This is a genomic window from Stutzerimonas sp. LR2 (assembly GCF_055755175.1).
The window spans coordinates 451811-468445 of record NZ_JBVTRR010000002.1; the positions used below are offsets into that span (position 1 = coordinate 451811).

General features: G+C 64.4%; 18 protein-coding genes. 17 read left to right on the forward strand and 1 reads right to left on the reverse strand.

Translation table 11 applies throughout. The features are described from left to right. The first annotated feature begins 19 nt into the window (after positions 1–19). The 15 genes from fliH (at position 20) to flhB (ending at position 12345) form a co-directional block, all read left to right on the forward strand. Entirely contained in the window at positions 20–796 is a 777-nt protein-coding gene (gene fliH, locus ACVRRC_RS08600) for a flagellar assembly protein FliH (RefSeq protein ID WP_011913699.1), read from the forward strand. After that, positions 786–2144 (forward strand): flagellar protein export ATPase FliI, encoded by a 1359-nt coding sequence (fliI, locus tag ACVRRC_RS08605; protein WP_014597067.1) that lies wholly within the window; start codon positions 786–788, stop codon positions 2142–2144. Before fliH ends, fliI begins: the two co-directional genes overlap by 11 nt. A 3-nt stretch (positions 2145–2147) precedes the next feature. After that, entirely contained in the window at positions 2148–2600 is a 453-nt protein-coding gene (gene fliJ, locus ACVRRC_RS08610; protein WP_011913697.1) for a flagellar export protein FliJ, read from the forward strand. A gap of 262 nt (positions 2601–2862) precedes the next feature. Continuing rightward, on the forward strand, positions 2863–3168 hold the full coding sequence (locus tag ACVRRC_RS08615) for an STAS domain-containing protein (RefSeq protein ID WP_011913696.1): 306 nt from the start codon (positions 2863–2865) through the stop codon (positions 3166–3168). A 1-nt stretch (position 3169) separates the two neighbouring features. Continuing rightward, complete coding sequence (locus ACVRRC_RS08620) at positions 3170–4861, forward strand: ATP-binding SpoIIE family protein phosphatase (protein ID WP_196298790.1); 1692 nt, start codon at positions 3170–3172, stop codon at positions 4859–4861. Between the two features lie 27 nt (positions 4862–4888). Then, the gene (locus ACVRRC_RS08625; RefSeq protein ID WP_011913694.1) at positions 4889–5239 is read left to right on the forward strand and encodes an Hpt domain-containing protein; all 351 of its coding nucleotides are present in this window, start codon (positions 4889–4891) and stop codon (positions 5237–5239) included. 158 nt (positions 5240–5397) lie between these two features. Further along, positions 5398–6627: a flagellar hook-length control protein FliK gene (locus tag ACVRRC_RS08630; protein ID WP_045158431.1), complete on the forward strand. Its 1230-nt coding sequence runs from the start codon at positions 5398–5400 to the stop codon at positions 6625–6627. A 246-nt stretch (positions 6628–6873) separates the two neighbouring features. Then, complete coding sequence (fliL, locus tag ACVRRC_RS08635) at positions 6874–7407, forward strand: flagellar basal body-associated protein FliL (RefSeq protein ID WP_011913692.1); 534 nt, start codon at positions 6874–6876, stop codon at positions 7405–7407. A gap of 13 nt (positions 7408–7420) precedes the next feature. Next, complete coding sequence (fliM, locus tag ACVRRC_RS08640) at positions 7421–8392, forward strand: flagellar motor switch protein FliM (RefSeq protein ID WP_013983226.1); 972 nt, start codon at positions 7421–7423, stop codon at positions 8390–8392. A gap of 40 nt (positions 8393–8432) precedes the next feature. Further along, on the forward strand, positions 8433–8915 hold the full coding sequence (fliN, locus tag ACVRRC_RS08645; RefSeq protein WP_013983225.1) for a flagellar motor switch protein FliN: 483 nt from the start codon (positions 8433–8435) through the stop codon (positions 8913–8915). A 1-nt stretch (position 8916) separates the two neighbouring features. Further along, a complete protein-coding gene (gene fliO / locus ACVRRC_RS08650; RefSeq protein WP_011913689.1) occupies positions 8917–9336 on the forward strand; it encodes a flagellar biosynthetic protein FliO in 420 nt (139 codons plus the stop codon). Then, positions 9336–10112 carry a flagellar type III secretion system pore protein FliP gene (gene fliP, locus ACVRRC_RS08655; protein WP_013983223.1) on the forward strand — a complete coding sequence of 259 codons (777 nt, stop codon included), beginning with the start codon at positions 9336–9338 and terminating at the stop codon, positions 10110–10112. Before fliO ends, fliP begins: the two co-directional genes overlap by 1 nt. Positions 10113–10124: 12 nt before the next feature. Next, positions 10125–10394 (forward strand): flagellar biosynthesis protein FliQ, encoded by a 270-nt coding sequence (fliQ, locus tag ACVRRC_RS08660; protein WP_011913687.1) that lies wholly within the window; start codon positions 10125–10127, stop codon positions 10392–10394. Between the two features lie 4 nt (positions 10395–10398). Further along, positions 10399–11175, forward strand: a complete 777-nt coding sequence (gene fliR, locus ACVRRC_RS08665; RefSeq protein WP_011913686.1) for a flagellar biosynthetic protein FliR — start codon at positions 10399–10401, stop codon at positions 11173–11175. Between the two features lie 33 nt (positions 11176–11208). After that, the gene (gene flhB, locus ACVRRC_RS08670; RefSeq protein ID WP_011913685.1) at positions 11209–12345 is read left to right on the forward strand and encodes a flagellar biosynthesis protein FlhB; all 1137 of its coding nucleotides are present in this window, start codon (positions 11209–11211) and stop codon (positions 12343–12345) included. 39 nt (positions 12346–12384) lie between these two features. Here the strand turns inward: flhB and sodC are convergent, their stop codons facing one another. Beyond that, on the reverse strand, positions 12385–12906 hold the full coding sequence (sodC, locus tag ACVRRC_RS08675) for a superoxide dismutase family protein (protein WP_011913684.1): 522 nt from the start codon (positions 12904–12906) through the stop codon (positions 12385–12387). A gap of 218 nt (positions 12907–13124) precedes the next feature. Between sodC and flhA the strand changes: the two genes are divergently transcribed. Together flhA and flhF are read left to right on the forward strand one after the other, a co-directional pair. Then, positions 13125–15245 carry a flagellar biosynthesis protein FlhA gene (flhA, locus tag ACVRRC_RS08680; RefSeq protein WP_017243981.1) on the forward strand — a complete coding sequence of 707 codons (2121 nt, stop codon included), beginning with the start codon at positions 13125–13127 and terminating at the stop codon, positions 15243–15245. Positions 15246–15260: 15 nt separating this feature from the next. Further along, entirely contained in the window at positions 15261–16553 is a 1293-nt protein-coding gene (gene flhF / locus ACVRRC_RS08685; protein ID WP_061373191.1) for a flagellar biosynthesis protein FlhF, read from the forward strand. Positions 16554–16635: the final 82 nt, after the last annotated feature.

A 16635-nucleotide genomic window follows, 5' to 3' on the forward strand; every position in this document is an offset into this window, starting at 1 on the left:
CCAGGACAACACCTCACACATGGCGAAGGACAACCCCAGCGACCTCATTCGCGCGAAAGACGTCAGCCTGTTCGATCGCTGGTCGCTGCCCAGTTTCGACCCGCAGGGCGAGGAAGAGGAGCTGCCGTCAGCGCCCAGCGTGGAGGAAACGGTCGAAGAGTTGGCGCGTAGCGAGGACGTGCCGGTCGAGGAAGTCAAACCGCTGACGCTCGATGAGCTCGAGGCGATTCGCCAGCAGGCCTATAACGAAGGCTTCGCCACTGGCGAGAAGGATGGCTTCCATGCGGGCCAGCTCAAGGCCCGGCAGGAGGCCGAGGCGTCTCTGGCGCCGCGGCTGCAGAGCCTGGAGCGGCTGATGGAGCAGCTGCTCGAACCGATCGCCGATCAGGACCGCAACCTCGAGCATGCCATGGTCACGCTGGTCAGCCACATGGCGCGTGAGGTGATCCAGCGCGATCTGCTGATCGACTCCAGCCAGATTCGCCAGGTGCTGCGCGAGGCGCTGAAGCTGCTGCCCATGGGTGCCAGCAACGTGCGCATTCACGTCAATCCGCAGGACTTCGAGCTGATCAAGGCGCTGCGCGAACGCCACGAGGAAAGCTGGCGCATCCTCGAGGACAGCAGTCTGTTGCCAGGCGGCTGCCATATCGAAACCGAGCACAGCCGTATCGATGCCAGCATCGAAACGCGCCTGACCCAGGCCATCAAGCAACTGTTCGAGCAGCAGCGGGAGAACGCCACCCATCCGCCGGCTGCCGACCTGAATGTCGATCTGGACGTGTCCGATGCGCCTTGAGCGGGTCAGTTTCGCCAAACGTTTCGAAACCTATGAAGCGGCGATCAAGCTGCCCAGCCAGCCGCTGCTTGAGGGCCGTCTGCTGCGCATGGTCGGCCTGACACTGGAGGCCGAGGGGCTGCGGGCGGCGGTCGGCAGCCGTTGCCTGGTGATCAACGACGACAGCTATCACCCGACCGAGGTCGAGGCCGAGGTGATGGGCTTCTCCAGCGGCAAGCTGTATCTGATGCCGGTCGGCAGCCTGGCCGGTATCGCGCCAGGCGCGCGGGTCGTGCCGCTGGTCAACACCGGACGCCTGCCCATGGGCATGTCCATGCTCGGTCGTGTGCTCGATGGCGCTGGGCGCGCCCTGGATGGCAAGGGCGGCATGCGCGCCGAGGACTGGGTGCCGATGGATGGTCCGGTGATCAACCCGCTCAAGCGCCATCCCATCAGCGAACCGCTGGATGTCGGCATCCGCAGCATCAATGGGCTGCTCACGGTCGGGCGCGGCCAGCGCCTCGGGCTGTTCGCCGGCACGGGTGTCGGTAAGTCGGTGCTGCTGGGCATGATGACGCGCTTCACCGAGGCCGACATCATCGTCGTCGGGCTGATCGGTGAGCGTGGTCGCGAGGTAAAGGAATTCATCGAGAATATCCTCGGCGAAGAGAGCATCAAGCGCTCGGTGGTGGTCGCCTCGCCGGCCGACGATGCGCCGCTGATGCGTCTGCGCGCCGCGCAATACTGCACACGTATCGCCGAGTACTTTCGCGACAAGGGCAAGAACGTGCTGCTGCTGATGGACTCACTGACCCGCTACGCCCAGGCCCAGCGTGAAATCGCCCTGGCCATAGGCGAGCCGCCGGCAACCAAGGGTTATCCGCCGTCGGTATTCGCCAAGCTGCCCAGCCTGGTCGAGCGCGCCGGAAATGCCGAGCAGGGCGGCGGTTCCATCACCGCGTTCTATACCGTGCTCTCCGAGGGCGACGACCAACAGGACCCGATCGCCGATGCCGCGCGCGGTGTACTCGACGGCCATATCGTGCTGTCGCGTCGGCTGGCGGAGGAGGGCCATTACCCGGCCATCGACATCGAGGCTTCCATCAGCCGGGTGATGCCGCAGGTGGTAAGCGCCGAGCACGTTCGCGCTTCGCAGCGCTTCAAGCAGCTCTGGTCCCGTTATCAGCAGAGCCGCGATCTGATCAGCGTCGGCGCCTACGTGCCGGGTGGCGATCCGGAAACCGACATGGCCATTGCGCGCCAGGCCGAAATGGTCAGCTACCTGCGTCAGGGGCTCGATGAAAGCGAGGGGCTGAGCCAGAGTGCCGCGCAATTGGCTGCGGTGTTCGCCCCCCGGCAGGCGGGCTAATCGATGGCGGCCAGTCGGGCGGCGCGCCTGGCGCCGGTCATCGAGATGGCCGAGCGCGCCGAGCGCGACGCCGCGCGGTTGCTGGGGCAGGCACAGACCCAGCTGACGCAGGCCGAGGGCAAACTGGCCGAGCTCGAGCAGTACTTCCGCGACTATCAGCAACAGTGGATGCAGCAGGGCAGCCAGGGCGTATCCGGCCAGTGGCTGATGAACTACCAGCGCTTCCTGTCCCAGCTCGAGTCGGCCATCGGCCAGCAGCAGCGTAGTGTCAACTGGTATCGCGACAACCTGCTCAAGGTGCGCCAGCAGTGGCACCAGCGGCACGCGCGGGTGGAAGGGCTGAGCAAGCTCATCGAGAGCTATCAGCGCGAAGCCCGTATCGCGGCGGACAAGCGCGAACAGAAACTGCTCGACGAATTCGCCCAGCGTCTGGCCGGTCGTTCACGGGAACACTGAGCGGCACCGGCTCTGTTTCGCGGCAGCACGAGGCGGCTCCGGCGGGATTCGTGCTTGCCGCGCCGAGGCTTGAATGATAAATCTTCACCCGTTCAACGCGGCGGTCGCCGATCGGGTTATGAATAGCGGTTCGGTCCCGCCCTGTCAGTTCGCTGGCCTGGATCGCTGCCTTTTCAGCCGGTGTGCGGCTGCCCAACTCGCATAATCAACGATGGCTGCCAACGAAGCGGCCGTCGAGATGTTCCGGATCAGGGAGTGCCACATGACCATTACCTCGCAGCCTTCGGCAGATGGGCAGGAGCTGACCATAGCCATCAGCGGACGCTTCGACTTCAATGCGCATCAGGCCTTCCGCGACGCCTACCAGCGTCAGGACGTGAGCCCGCAGCGTTATGTGGTCAATCTGCAGGGCACCACCTACATGGACAGCTCGGCGCTGGGCATGCTGCTGCTGTTGCGCGACCATGCCGGCGGCGACGAAGCCGACATCCGCCTGCTCAACTGCAGCCCGGACGTACGCAAGATCCTTTCGGTTTCCAACTTCGAACAACTGTTCGTGATCGCCTGACATGCCCATGCGGCTGTCGATCCTGATCGCCGAGGACAGCCCGGTCGATCGGATGCTGCTGTCCACCATCGTCGGCAAGCAGGGGCACAGGGTGCTCACCGCCGCCGATGGGCAGGAAGCGGTGGCCCTGTTCCAGCAGGAGCGTCCGCAACTGGTGTTGATGGACGCCTTGATGCCGGTGATGGACGGCTTCGAGGCAGCGCGGCAGATCAAGCGGTTGGCCGGTGACGAACTGGTCCCGATCATCTTTCTCACCTCGCTCAGCGAGAACCAGGCATTGGTCAGCTGCCTGGAGGCGGGCGGTGACGATTTCATCGCCAAGCCGTACAACCCCATCATCCTCGAAGCCAAGATCCAGGCCATGCATCGCCTGCGCCGTCTGCAGGCCACGGTGCTCGAGCAGCGCGATCTGATCGCCCGACGCAACCAGCAGCTGCTCGACGAGCATCGTGCGGCCAAAGCGATCTTCGACAAGGTCGCTCACGCCGGTTGCCTGAGTGCGCCGAACATCCGCTACCGGCAGTCCCCGCAGGCGCTATTCAACGGCGATCTGCTGCTGGCGGCCCACGCGCCGGCTGGGCAGATGTTCGTGCTGCTCGGCGATTTCACCGGCCATGGCCTGCCGGCAGCGATCGGCGCGATGCCGCTGGCCGAAACCTTCTACGGCATGGCCGCCAAGGGCTATTCCAGCACCGACATCCTTCGCGAGATCAATGCCAAGCTCAAACAGATCCTCCCGGTGGAGATGTTCTGCTGCGCCACTCTGCTGGATATCGACGCCAAGCAGGGCACCCTGCGCGTGTGGAACGGCGGGCTGCCGGATGGCTACCTGATTTCGGCCGATGGCCGGCGTACCGCGCTGGTTTCCCGGCATCTCCCGCTGGGCGTGGTGTCCGCGACGGCGCTCGATGACAAGTTCGAACACTACCCGCTGGCCCCCGGCGATCGCCTGCTGCTGCTTTCCGACGGCGTGGTGGAGAGCCGCAACGCCGCCGACGAGCTGTTCGGCGAGCAGCGGCTGCTGGCCGCCCTGGAAGCCAATCGGGATCCCGCGACGGTGTTCGACGAGATCGAACAGGCGCTCCTGGATTTCCATGGGCAGCCGCACGACGACCTCAGTCTGGTCGAGGTCGTGGTGAGCCGGGACGCGCTCCCTATGCCGCCGACTGTCTCGGCCACGGCGCATCGCTCCCGGCCAATGGACTGGTCGATCCGCGTCGAGCTGCGGGCCGAGAGCCTGCGCAACGGCAATCCACTGCCTTCGCTGCTGCAGATCCTGTTACAGGTCAACCAGCTGCGCTCGCGTGCCGGTGCCATCTACACGGTACTGGGCGAGCTGTATTCCAACGCGCTGGAGCACGGCGTGCTGGGGCTGGACTCGTCCCTCAAGTGCGACGCCGAGGGCTTCAAGCGTTACTACGAGCAGCGCCAGCAACGCTTGCAGTCGCTGGTGAACGGGCATGTTCATCTCGAGCTGACGATCAAGACCGACAGCACAGGCGGTCGCCTGCGCATCTGCATCGACGACAGCGGTGCAGGGTTCGATGTCAAAAAGGCGCTGCAAGTCCAGCTCGGCACCGATCGTTTCAGTGGCAGGGGGCTGCATCTGGTACGCCGGCTGAGCGACGGATTCGACTGGCAGTCGGATGGGCGCGGGCTGAGCGTGGAGTTCGTCTGGCAGGCTGAGGCATAATCCACCGCTTTCGACTGGAGTGCCGCGGTGTCCAACGCTCATCTCGACAGCGCCGTGCTGGCCACGCTGCAGGATGTAATGGAGAGTGAGTATCCGGCGCTGCTGGATACCTTTCTCGCCGATTCCGAAGAGCGGGTTCGGCTGCTTCGCCAGGCATGTCAGGCTGACCAGGCCGAGGCGCTGCGCCGTGCCGCACACAGTTTCAAAGGCAGCTGCAGCAACATGGGTGCGACCCTGCTGGCCGAATTGTGTCAGGAGCTGGAAACCGCGGCTCGGGAGGAGCAGCTGGGCAAGGCGCCGGCGCTCATCGAGTCCATCGAGCGCGAGTTCGCCATCATCGGCATCCTGTTTCGTGCCGAGCGTCAGCGCTACGGCTGAGCGGCCAATTCTCTGACGCAGTCGCCCGTCGCCGGCCAGGCGATGCGGCGAACCTGCCCGTCAAGCACGCGGTCCAGCTTGTTCCGACAGGGCATCGCTACGCTGGCCCGGAACTTGCTCCGTTTCCCGCCACGATCCATCCGTAGCGGAATCTCCTCATGGCCGTTTCCCCCGACCTGTTGCTCAAATCCCCGACCGTCGATGCGCGACCCAAAGCCGCGACCAAGGCGCCTGACACGCCGCGCGACGGTCGGGACAACGGCAACGCCAGCTTTTCCGATGTCTACGCCAAGGAGCGCCAGGCCAAGCCGGTCGACCGACCCGCGCGCAACGATGGCGCCCGTGACAAGTCCGTCGAGGACAAGGGGCGGCAAGAGGCCGCCGGCGCAACCAGTGACGAAAAGCCGGCGGTTGCCGAGAGCGGCAACACCTTGCCTGCCGAAACGGTGACGGACGAGGCGCCCGACAGCGAGCTCGACCCATTGCTGCTGCTCGGTCTGGGCGCCCAGCTGGTGCCCGCGGAAGACGTACAACCGGTGACGGATGCAGGCGGTGAGACGCTTCTGTCCGGCTTGCCGGTCGCGCAGCCGCCGATTGCTGCCGCCATCGATCAGACGATGGAGGAGACACTCTCTGCGGGGCTGCCGACGCTGGACGAAGCGTCGAGCGCGCTGCCGAAGGCCGTCCAGGCACAACCACAGAACCCGCTCGTGGACGCTCAGGCGAAAGCCGAAGCGGATGACGGTTTCGCCAGTCTATTGGCCGGCCAGACCGCCGATACGCCTGAAGAGCCAGAGCTGGAGCTGGCAACCAAGGAGCTTCTGGAAAGCCTCGAGGGGCCGAAGGAGAGCCGCAGCTCGAGTTCCGCAGACCCAGCTGCGGCTCGCCTGAACCCGTTGAGCCAGGCCATCGCCCAGCAGGTCCAGCAGCCGCAGCGACCGGCCCTGGTTCCTGGCCAGCCGGTGCAGATGCAGCAGGCCGGCTGGAGCGAGGCAGTGGTGGATCGGGTGATGTGGCTGTCCAGCCAGAACTTGAAGTCGGCCGAGATCCAGCTCGATCCGGCTGAGCTTGGTCGCATGGAAGTGCGGATCGATCTGACCAAGGATCAGGCCCAGGTGACATTCCTCAGCCCTCATGCCGGTGTGCGTGACGCCCTTGAAGGCCAGATGCAGCGCTTGCGCGAAATGTTCACCCAGCAGGGCATGAACCTGATGGATGTCAACGTCTCCGATCAGTCCCTGGCCCGCGGCTGGCAGGGCGGTGGCGAGGGTGGTTCGTCGCGCGGCGGAGCTTCGGCAGAGTCCGAAGAAGAACTGCAGGTCGGTGTCAGTGAGATCGCCAGCAACCGGGCCACGGGCGATCGTGGCCTGGTGGATTACTACGCCTAAGGCGCCCCCCCGCCAATATCTTCCGACGCCGGCGTAGCCTCGAGGCTGGCGCCGGCCTGTCGCCGCCCGTCGTGCTTGTCGCTGTCCCGGGCCTGGCGCAGAGGTTGCCGTCTTCGATTTCCTGATACCTTGTCCGAGCCGCATTTGGCTGGCGCCGTAGCCGTGCCGGTGAAAGGACGTTGGCACAGCTGTTGCTCCGAACTCGCAAAACCCACAACGAAACGCTGTTGATGACGGATATTTGGCATGGCTAAGAAACAGGCTCCCGCAGCGGTGCCGCCCACCGGGCCGGATGCGGCGCCAGCGGGCAAGGGGCGACTGAAACTCATCATCCTGATCGTGGTCGCCATGTTGGTGGCCGTAGGACTTTCCGTGGGCGGCACCCTGTACTTCATGAGCAAGGGCGACGATCTGGAAGGCAGCAAGACGCAGGAGGCGGCGACTACCGTTTCCGGCAAGCAGCCGGCCATCTACGAGGTGCTCATGCCGGCGTTCGTGGTCAACTTCAACCACAAGGGGCGGCAGCGCTACATGCAGGTGAGCATCGCTTTGATGTCACGTGATCAGGCGGCGCTGGATGCGCTCAAAGTGCACATGCCGCTGTTGCGCAATCGTCTGGTCATGCTGCTGTCCAGCCAGGATTTCGAGGCGTTGAAAACGCCGGTAGGCAAGGAGATGCTGCGTCAGCAGGCGACTGCCAGCGTGCAGGAGCTGGCGCAGAAGGAAATTGGCAAGCTTGCCATCGAGCAAGTGCTTTTCACCAACTTCGTATTGCAATAGAAGGCTGCCGCAGATGGCTGTTCAAGACCTGCTCTCGCAAGACGAGATCGATGCGCTCCTGCACGGGGTCGACGACGGTCTGGTGGATACCGAAAGCGATTCCGAGCCGGGGTCCATCAAGAGCTACGACCTGACCAGTCAGGACCGTATCGTGCGCGGGCGCATGCCCACGCTGGAAATGATCAACGAGCGTTTCGCCCGTTATACCCGCATCAGCATGTTCAACCTGTTGCGCCGCTCGGCCGATGTCTCGGTGGGCGGCGTCCAGGTGATGAAGTTCGGCGAGTACGTGCATTCGCTGTACGTGCCGACCAGCCTCAACCTGGTGAAGATGAAGCCGCTGCGTGGCACGGCATTGTTCATCCTCGACGCCAAGCTGGTGTTCAAGCTGGTGGACAATTTCTTCGGAGGTGACGGGCGCCACGCCAAGATCGAGGGCCGCGAGTTCACCCCGACCGAGCTGCGCGTCGTGCGCATGGTGCTGGATCAGGCCTTTGCCGATCTGAAGGAAGCCTGGCACGCGGTGCTGGACGTCAACTTCGAGTACGTCAACTCAGAGGTGAACCCGGCGCTGGCCAACATCGTCAGCCCCAGCGAGGTGGTGGTGGTGTCCACCTTCCACATCGAGCTGGACAGTGGCGGCGGCGATCTGCACGTGACCATGCCCTATTCGATGATCGAGCCGATCCGCGAGATGCTCGATGCCGGTTTCCAGTCCGATGTCAGCGACCAGGACGAGCGCTGGGTAAAGGCCCTGCGCGAGGACATCCTGGACGTCAATGTACCGCTGGGCGCGACGGTTGTGCGCCGCCAGCTCAAGCTGCGCGACATTCTCAACATGCAGCCCGGCGATGTGATTCCCGTGGAAATGCCGGAAGACATGATCATGCGCGCCAATGGCATGCCGGCCTTCAAGGTCAAGCTGGGTGCCCACAAGGGCAACCTGGCATTGCAGGTGCTGGAACCCGTGGTTCGCCCACGCTGAACCAGCCCTTTACTCAATTCGAGCCGATCGAGGATTAGCGATGGCAGACGAACGCGACACTACATCTCCCGAGGAACAGGCGCTGGCCGACGAGTGGGCCGCGGCCCTGGCCGAGGCGGGCGATGCCTCCCAGGACGATATCGATGCGCTGCTGAACCAGGGGCCGGCAGCGGCGGCGCCCGCCGCACCCGCGGCGCCGCGCGCGCCGCTGGAGGATTTTGCCAGTGCGCCGAAATCCAATGGTATGCAGCTGGGGCTGGACGGCCCGAACCTGGACGTCATCCTCGACATTCCCGTATCGATTTCGATGGAGGTCGGCAGTACCGAGATCAGCATCCGCAATCTGCTGCAGCTCAATCAGGGCTCGGTGGTGGAGCTCGATCGACTGGCCGGCGAGCCACTGGACGTACTGGTCAATGGAACGCTGATCGCCCACGGCGAAGTGGTGGTGGTCAACGAGAAGTTCGGTATCCGGCTGACCGATGTGATCAGCCCCACCGAACGCATCAAGAAGTTGCGCTGACATGCGTGGCCTGGCAATTCTGGCCGCGCTCGTGGCGCTTCCGGTGTGGGCGGCGGAGCCGGCAACGAGCATGAGCAGCGCGGGCATGGGTGCGCAGCTGAGCAAGCTGTTGCTCGGCCTGCTGCTGGTGATCGGTCTGATCTTCCTGCTGGCCTGGCTGCTGCGCCGTGTACAGCAGCTCAATCCGCGTGGCGCCCAGGTGATCAAGCTGGTCTCCAGTCAGGCGCTGGGGCCGCGTGAGCGGCTGGTGCTGGTGCAGGTCGGTGGTGAGCAGATTCTCGTCGGCCTGAGTGGCGGGCGCATCACGCCGCTGCATGTGATGCGCGAGCCGGTGCACCTGCCGGATGCCGAGCCGGCCAACCCTGAATTCGCCCAGCGTCTGATGGAGCTGCTCGGCAAGGATCACAAGGACAAGCCTTGATGTTGCGCATTCTGCTGCTGGCCACGCTGATGCTGGTCGGCCCTCTGGCCATGGCACAGGAGCCTTCCGGCATCCTGGCGCAGGGCAACAATCCGCTGTCGATCCCGGCGATCACCCTGACCACCGATGCCGAGGGGCAGCAGGAGTATTCGGTCAGTCTGCAGATCCTGCTGATCATGACGGCGCTGAGCTTCATCCCGGCGTTCGTCATGCTGATGACCAGCTTCACCCGGATCATCATCGTCTTCTCGATCCTGCGTCAGGCGCTGGGGCTGCAACAGACGCCGTCGAACCAGATCCTCATCGGCCTGACGCTGTTCCTCACGCTGTTCATCATGGCGCCGGTGTTCGACCGGATTAACCAGGACGCGCTGCAGCCCTATCTGAGCGAGCAGATTCCGGCACAGGAGGCGATCGCCCGCGCCGAAGTACCGCTGAAGAACTTCATGCTGGCGCAGACCCGCGAGAGCGACCTGGAGCTATTCGTGCGGCTGTCGCAGCGCACCGACATCGCCTCGCCGGAAGCCGCACCAATGACCATCCTGGTCCCGGCGTTCGTGACCTCCGAGCTGAAAACAGCGTTCCAGATCGGTTTCATGATCTTCATTCCGTTCCTGATCATCGACATGGTGGTGGCCAGCGTGCTGATGGCGATGGGCATGATGATGCTGTCGCCGCTGATCATCTCGCTGCCGTTCAAGATCATGCTGTTCGTGCTGGTGGACGGCTGGGGGCTGATCATCGGCACCCTGGCCGGCAGCTTCGGCACGCTTTAGGGAAGGACGCAGATGACTCCAGAAGTGGCGGTGGACCTGTTTCGTGAAGGCCTCTGGATGACCGCGATGATCGTCGGCGTGCTGGTGGTGCCCAGCCTGCTGGTCGGTCTGGTGGTGGCGATGTTCCAGGCGGCGACGCAGATCAACGAGCAGACCCTGAGCTTTCTGCCGCGCCTGCTCGTCATGCTGTTGACGCTGATCTGGGCCGGCCCGTGGCTGGTGCGCGAGCTGATGGAGTACACCCAGAACCTCGTGCACAACATTCCGTTGCTGATCGGGTAGGCGCGTGCTTGAGCTGAGCAATGCGCAGATCGGCGGCTGGGTAGGGCAGTTCCTCCTGCCGCTGTTTCGCATCGCCGCGTTGCTGATGAGCATGCCGCTGATTGGCACCCAGCTGGTGCCGGTGCGCGTGCGGTTGTATCTGGCGCTGGCCATCGCCCTGGTTCTGGTGCCGACCCTGCCGCCGATGCCGGTGGTCGAATCCCTGAGCCTGGCTTCGCTGCTGTTGATCGCCGAACAGCTGCTGATCGGCGTGATGTTCGGTTTCGTCCTGCAGCTGTTCTTCCATGTCTTCATCGTCTCGGGTCAGCTGCTCGCCATGCAGATGGGCCTGGGCTTCGCCTCCATGGTCGACCCGGCCAACGGCATCTCCGTGCCGGTGCTCGGCCAGTTCTTCAACATGCTGGTGATCCTGCTGTTCCTCTCGGTCAACGGTCATCTGGTGGTGCTGGAGATCCTCGCCGAGAGCTTCGTCACCTTGCCGGTGGGGGGAGGTCTGTCGACCAATCACTTCTGGGAAGTGGCGGGCAAGCTGGGCTGGGTGCTGGGCGCCGGGTTGCTGCTGGTGCTGCCGGCGATCACCGCGCTGCTGGTGGTTAACCTGGCGTTCGGTCTGATGACCCGGGCCGCGCCGCAACTGAATATCTTCTCCATTGGCTTTCCGCTGACCCTGGTGCTCGGTCTGATCATCGTCTGGATCGGCATGGCCGATATCTTCGCGCAGTACCAGATATTCGTCAGCGAGGCGCTGATGATGCTGCGCGAGCTGGCGGGTGCGCGCTGATGAGCCGTGCCCTGCATCTGACGGAGGTCGCTCATGGCTGAGAGCGAAAGCGGCGCCGACAAAAGCGAGGAACCCACAGAGAAACGCCTGCGCGAATCCCGCGAGAAAGGGCAGCTGGCGCGTTCCCGCGAACTCAGTACGGTGGCGGTGACGTTGGGCGGCATCGGCGGGCTGCTGGCGTCCGGTGGCGGCCTGGCGCAAACCCTGATGGCGATGATGCAGGGCACCTTCGAACTCAGCCGGGAAACGCTGCTGGACGAGGGCGCCATGGTGCGCCTGTTGATGGGCAGCGGGCTGATGGCGCTGGAGGCGATCATGCCGCTGTTGATCGCGCTGCTGATCGCGTCGATCGTCGGCCCGGTAGCGCTGGGTGGCTGGCTGTTTTCGGCCAAGGCGATGGCGCCCAAGGTCAGCCGGATGAACCCGGCCGCCGGCCTCAAGCGGATGTTCTCCACCAAGGCGCTGGTGGAGCTGCTCAAGGCGCTGGGCAAGTTCCTCGTCGTGCTCGGCGTTGCGCTGCTGGTGCTGTCGGCGTATCAGGATGACCTGCTGTCCATCGCCAAGCAGCCGCTGGACCTGGCCATCATGCACAGCGTCGAGATCGTCGGCTGGTGCGCCCTGTGGATGGCCTGCGGGCTGATCATCATCGCGGCGGTGGACGTGCCGTTCCAGCTTTGGGACAACAAGCAGAAGCTGATGATGACCAAGCAGGAGGTCAAGGACGAATACAAGGACTCCGAGGGCAAGCCGGAGGTCAAATCGCGGATTCGCCAGCTGCAGCGCGAGGCTGCGCAGCGGCGCATGATGCAGGCGGTGCCCGAGGCCGACGTGGTGATCACCAACCCGACGCACTTCGCCGTCGCGCTGAAATACGACGGCGACAAGGGCGGTGCACCGCGGCTAGTGGCCAAGGGTGGCGACTTCGTGGCGCTGAAGATTCGTGAAATCGCCCAGGAGCACAAGGTGACGGTGCTGGAATCGCCGGCGCTGGCGCGGGCGGTGTATTACTCCACCGAACTTGACCAGGAAATCCCGGCTGGTCTCTACCTGGCGGTGGCGCAGGTGCTGGCGTACGTCTATCAGTTGCGTCAGTACCGCTCGGGCAAGGGACGCCGCCCCGACCCGTTGAACAATCTGCCGATTCCCCCCGACCTGCGTCGCGACGAGTGATCCGGCCAGGCGACTGGCGGCGTCGCCCGGCCACTGCGCTTATTCGATTACGCCGCAGGCGACACGTGCGCCGCCACCGCCCAGGGGCTGCGGATGGTCGGAGTGATTGTCGCCGCCCTGATGGACCATCAGCGCCAGGCCCTTGATGTCACCCAGGCTCTTCAGGCGCGGCGCCAGTACCGGTTGGCTGGCCTTGCCGTCACTGTCGACGTAGAGCGCTGGCAGGTCGCCCATGTGCCCGTCACCCCAGGGCTCGCCATGCTTGCCGGTGTTCTTCGGATCCCAGTGGCCGGCGGCGGCACCGGCGGCAGTCGGCTTGCCGTCTACCTCGGCCGGCTCGCAGCTGCCTTTGGCGTGGATATGAAAGCCGTGCAGGCCGGCCTGCAGCCCGGTCAGCTCGGGGCGAAACACCAGGCCGTACTCGCTGCTCTCGATCTTTACGCTGCCCACGGATTCGCCAATTCCCTGGGCGGTAACGGCGTTGACCTTGACGCTCAGGGTTTCCGCCTGGGCGGCGAGGGCGGTGCAGCCGGCCAGCGCGGCGATGATCCACTGTTTCATCTGAAAGCTCCTTTGCACGAACGGCGACGGGCTGTCGCCGGTTGCTAGTGTGACTGCCAGTTGGCGGTCGCGTTCGGCTGACTGCGCCTTCGCCCTACGACCGCCGGGCCGGCCGCTGGCGCGGACCGCAGCGCAACCGCGAAGTTGGACCCCTTCTTGCTATAACCCGGTCGGGACGCATGTCGCGTCAAGAATTCGTTCTGTATTCCGGGGTTTCTGTGGATCGCACGCAACTCATCAATATTCGCAACGGCCTGGCAGGCGCGGGGCGCGGCAATCTCGGCGTACCGCTGCTGTTGCTCGTGATGATGGGCATGATGATGCTGCCGGTGCCGCCGTTCCTGCTGGACGTGCTGTTCACCTTCAATATCGCGCTGTCGATCGTCGTGCTGCTGGTCAGCGTCTATGCACTGCGGCCGCTGGATTTCGCCGTGTTCCCGACGATTCTGCTGGTCGCCACTCTGATGCGTCTGGCATTGAACGTGGCGTCTACGCGAGTGGTGCTCATCCACGGTCATGACGGCGGCAGCGCGGCTGGTCACGTGATCGAGGCATTCGGCAATGTGGTGATCGGCGGCAACTACGTGGTCGGTGTGGTGGTGTTCGCCATCCTCATGATCATCAACTTCGTGGTGGTGACCAAGGGTGCCGGGCGCATCTCCGAGGTCAGCGCACGCTTTACCCTGGATGCCATGCCGGGCAAGCAGATGGCGATCGACGCCGACCTGAACGCCGGCCTCATCGACCAGGAAGAAGCCAAGAAACGTCGCTCCGAGGTGTCTTCGGAAGCCGACTTCTACGGCTCCATGGACGGTGCCTCGAAGTTCGTCCGCGGCGATGCGATCGCCGGCCTGCTGATCCTGTTCATCAACCTCATCGGTGGTATCGCCATCGGTATCGCGCAGCACCAGATGAGCTTCAGCGAGGCCGGCCAGGTGTACGCGCTGCTGACCATCGGTGACGGTCTGGTGGCGCAGATTCCATCGCTGCTGCTGTCGACGGCGGCGGCGATCATGGTTACCCGCGTGACCAGTTCCGAGGACATGGGGCAGCAGGTGCAGCGGCAGATGTTCGCTTCCCCCAAGGCGCTGGCCGTGTCGGCGGCGATCATGATCGCGATGGGCCTGGTGCCGGGCATGCCGCATTTCTCCTTTCTGAGTCTCGGGGCGGCTGCCGCCGCTGGCGCCTACTGGATCTGGCATCGGCAGAAGCAGGCGGTCAAGAAGACCGAGCAGGAAGTGCAGAAGCAGCAGGAGATGTTGCCGGCCCAGCGCGCGGCCGAGACCAAGGAGCTTGGCTGGGACGATGTGACTCCGGTGGACATGGTCGGTCTGGAAGTGGGTTATCGCCTGATTCCGCTGGTGGATCGCAACCAGGGTGGCCAGCTGTTGGCGCGCATCAAGGGCGTTCGCAAGAAGCTTTCGCAGGATCTGGGTTTTCTCATGCCGTCGGTGCATATCCGCGACAACCTCGACCTGCTGCCCAACGCCTATCGACTGACGCTGATGGGTGTGAGCCTGGCCGAAGCCGAGGTCTACCCGGATCGCGAGCTGGCGATCAACCCGGGGCAGGTGTTCGGTCCGCTCAACGGTATCGCCGCCAGGGATCCGGCGTTCGGTCTGGAGGCTGTCTGGATCGAAGCGAGCCAGCGAGACCAGGCGCAGTCGCTCGGCTATACCGTGGTGGATGCGAGTACCGTCGTCGCCACGCACCTCAACCAGGTTCTGCACAAGCATGCCCATGAGCTGCTCGGGCATGAAGAGGTCCAGCAGCTGCTGCAGCTGCTGGCCAAGAGTTCGCCCAAGCTGGCCGAGGAGCTGGTGCCGGGCATGGTGTCGCTTTCGACGCTGCTCAAGGTGCTGCAGGCGCTGCTGCAGGAGCAGGTGCCGGTACGCGACATCCGCACCATCGCCGAGGCCATCGCTAACGTGGCCGCCAAGAGTCAAGATCCCGCCGCAATGGTGGCCGCGGTCCGTGTCGCGCTGTCGCGCGCAATCGTGCAAAACGTTGTGGGACTAGAGCCGGAGCTCCCTGTGATCACCCTCGAGCCCCGGTTGGAACAGATCTTGCTCAATAGCTTGCAGAAGGCCAATCAGGGCTCCGACGACGGCATTTTGCTCGAGCCCGGAATGGCCGAAAAGTTGCAACGGTCCCTGGTAGAAGCGGCACAGCGTCAAGAAATGCTCGGCAAGCCAGCGATTCTGCTGGTGGCCGGCCCGGTCAGGGCGATGCTGTCGCGATTTGCGCGTCTGGCGGTGCCGAACATCCATGTTCTGGCCTACCAGGAAATACCGGACAACAAGCAGGTCACCATCGTCTCGACGGTGGGTCAGAATTAACCGAGGGTGCAGGCCATGCAGGTCAAACGTTTCTTCGCCGCCGATATGCGCATCGCCATGAAAATGGTGCGTGACGAGCTGGGCGCCGATGCCGTGATCATCGGCAATCGCCGGGTCGCCGGCGGCGTCGAGCTGACGGCTGTCCTCGACTACCCGATGCAGTCCGCGCCGGCGGCAGCCAAGCCGAATGCCGCGCTGGAGGCCGAATTGCGCAAGACGCAGTCGCGCCTGGCCAGTGCCCATGCCGAGCTGAGTGCCGCACCCCGCGCGAAGATGCAGGATCGTCAACTGGTTGACGAGAAGCTAGCCGCTGCGGCGAGCAAGCCGCAACCTGCCGCGGTGGCCGAGCCGGCCGCTGCGGTGGACGCCCGCGCGATCGAGGCGATGTATTCGGAACTGCACGGCCTGCGCGAGCTGATCGAAGTGCAGCTCGGTTCGATCGCCTGGGGCCAGGAGCAGAGCCGCCGCCCGCAGCAGGCAGGCCTGTGGCGTCGCCTGCAGCGTCTGGGTCTGCCGGCGGAACTGTCGCGCAGCCTGCTGGACAAGGTCGCCGCCATCACTGATGCGCGTCAGGCCTGGCGGATGGTTCTGGCGCATCTGGCGCAGGCCATCAAGGTCAGCAAGAACGAGCCGCTGGAAGAGGGCGGGGTGATTGCCCTGGTCGGGCCCGCGGGCGTCGGCAAGACCACCACGCTGGCCAAGCTTGCCGCTCGCTATGTGCTGAAGTACGGCGCGCAGAGCATCGCTCTGGCGAGCATGGACAACTACCGCATCGGCGCCCAGGAGCAGCTCAAGACGCTTGGCCGCATCCTTGACGTACCGGTGCTGCAACTCGATCCGAGCGAGCCCCTGAGCAAGTCGCTGGCTTCGCTGGCGCGCAAGCGGGTGATCCTGATCGACACTGCCGGCCTGCCCGCCAGCGATCCGACGCTGCGCATGCAGCTGCAGGCGCTTTCGGACAAGGGTGTCAAATCGAAGAATTACCTGGTGCTGGCGGCAACCAGCCAGAGCCAGGTGCTCAAGGCGGCATGGCACAACTATCGTCGTTGCGGCCTGGCTGGCTGTATTCTGACCAAGTTGGATGAGGCGGGCAGCCTCGGTGATGTGCTCGGGCTCACAATCAGCCAGCACTTGCCGATAGCCTACCTCGCGGACGGCCCGCGCATTCCGGACGACCTGCATCTGCCGCGTAGCCATCAGCTGGTGAGCCGTGCGGTGAGTTTGCAATCCGGCGAGGAACCGAGCGAGGAAACCATGGCCGATATGTTCGCCGGGTTGTACAACGGTTCGTCACGGCGGGCTGGATGATGTGGCGACAGCGGTACCAGAATGAATCAGATGCGTGCCCTGCGTGCGCATCGCCGGCCGAAAGGCCCCAGCAAGATATAGG

Excerpts from the sequence above, each read along its gene's own strand:
- fliJ (WP_011913697.1), top strand. The coding sequence starts at position 2,148 with ATGGCGGCCAGTCGGGCGGCGCGCCTGGCGCCGGTCATCGAGATGGCC.
- flhB (WP_011913685.1), top strand. The coding sequence starts at position 11,209 with ATGGCTGAGAGCGAAAGCGGCGCCGACAAAAGCGAGGAACCCACAGAG.
- fliP (WP_013983223.1), top strand. The coding sequence starts at position 9,336 with ATGTTGCGCATTCTGCTGCTGGCCACGCTGATGCTGGTCGGCCCTCTG.
- fliM (WP_013983226.1), top strand. The coding sequence starts at position 7,421 with ATGGCTGTTCAAGACCTGCTCTCGCAAGACGAGATCGATGCGCTCCTG.
- fliN (WP_013983225.1), top strand. The coding sequence starts at position 8,433 with ATGGCAGACGAACGCGACACTACATCTCCCGAGGAACAGGCGCTGGCC.
- ACVRRC_RS08620 (WP_196298790.1), top strand. The coding sequence starts at position 3,170 with ATGCCCATGCGGCTGTCGATCCTGATCGCCGAGGACAGCCCGGTCGAT.
- fliO (WP_011913689.1), top strand. The coding sequence starts at position 8,917 with ATGCGTGGCCTGGCAATTCTGGCCGCGCTCGTGGCGCTTCCGGTGTGG.
- ACVRRC_RS08615 (WP_011913696.1), top strand. The coding sequence starts at position 2,863 with ATGACCATTACCTCGCAGCCTTCGGCAGATGGGCAGGAGCTGACCATA.
- fliQ (WP_011913687.1), top strand. The coding sequence starts at position 10,125 with ATGACTCCAGAAGTGGCGGTGGACCTGTTTCGTGAAGGCCTCTGGATG.
- sodC (WP_011913684.1), bottom strand. The coding sequence starts at position 12,906 with ATGAAACAGTGGATCATCGCCGCGCTGGCCGGCTGCACCGCCCTCGCC.
- ACVRRC_RS08630 (WP_045158431.1), top strand. The coding sequence starts at position 5,398 with ATGGCCGTTTCCCCCGACCTGTTGCTCAAATCCCCGACCGTCGATGCG.
- fliI (WP_014597067.1), top strand. The coding sequence starts at position 786 with ATGCGCCTTGAGCGGGTCAGTTTCGCCAAACGTTTCGAAACCTATGAA.
- fliH (WP_011913699.1), top strand. The coding sequence starts at position 20 with ATGGCGAAGGACAACCCCAGCGACCTCATTCGCGCGAAAGACGTCAGC.
- flhF (WP_061373191.1), top strand. The coding sequence starts at position 15,261 with ATGCAGGTCAAACGTTTCTTCGCCGCCGATATGCGCATCGCCATGAAA.
- fliL (WP_011913692.1), top strand. The coding sequence starts at position 6,874 with ATGGCTAAGAAACAGGCTCCCGCAGCGGTGCCGCCCACCGGGCCGGAT.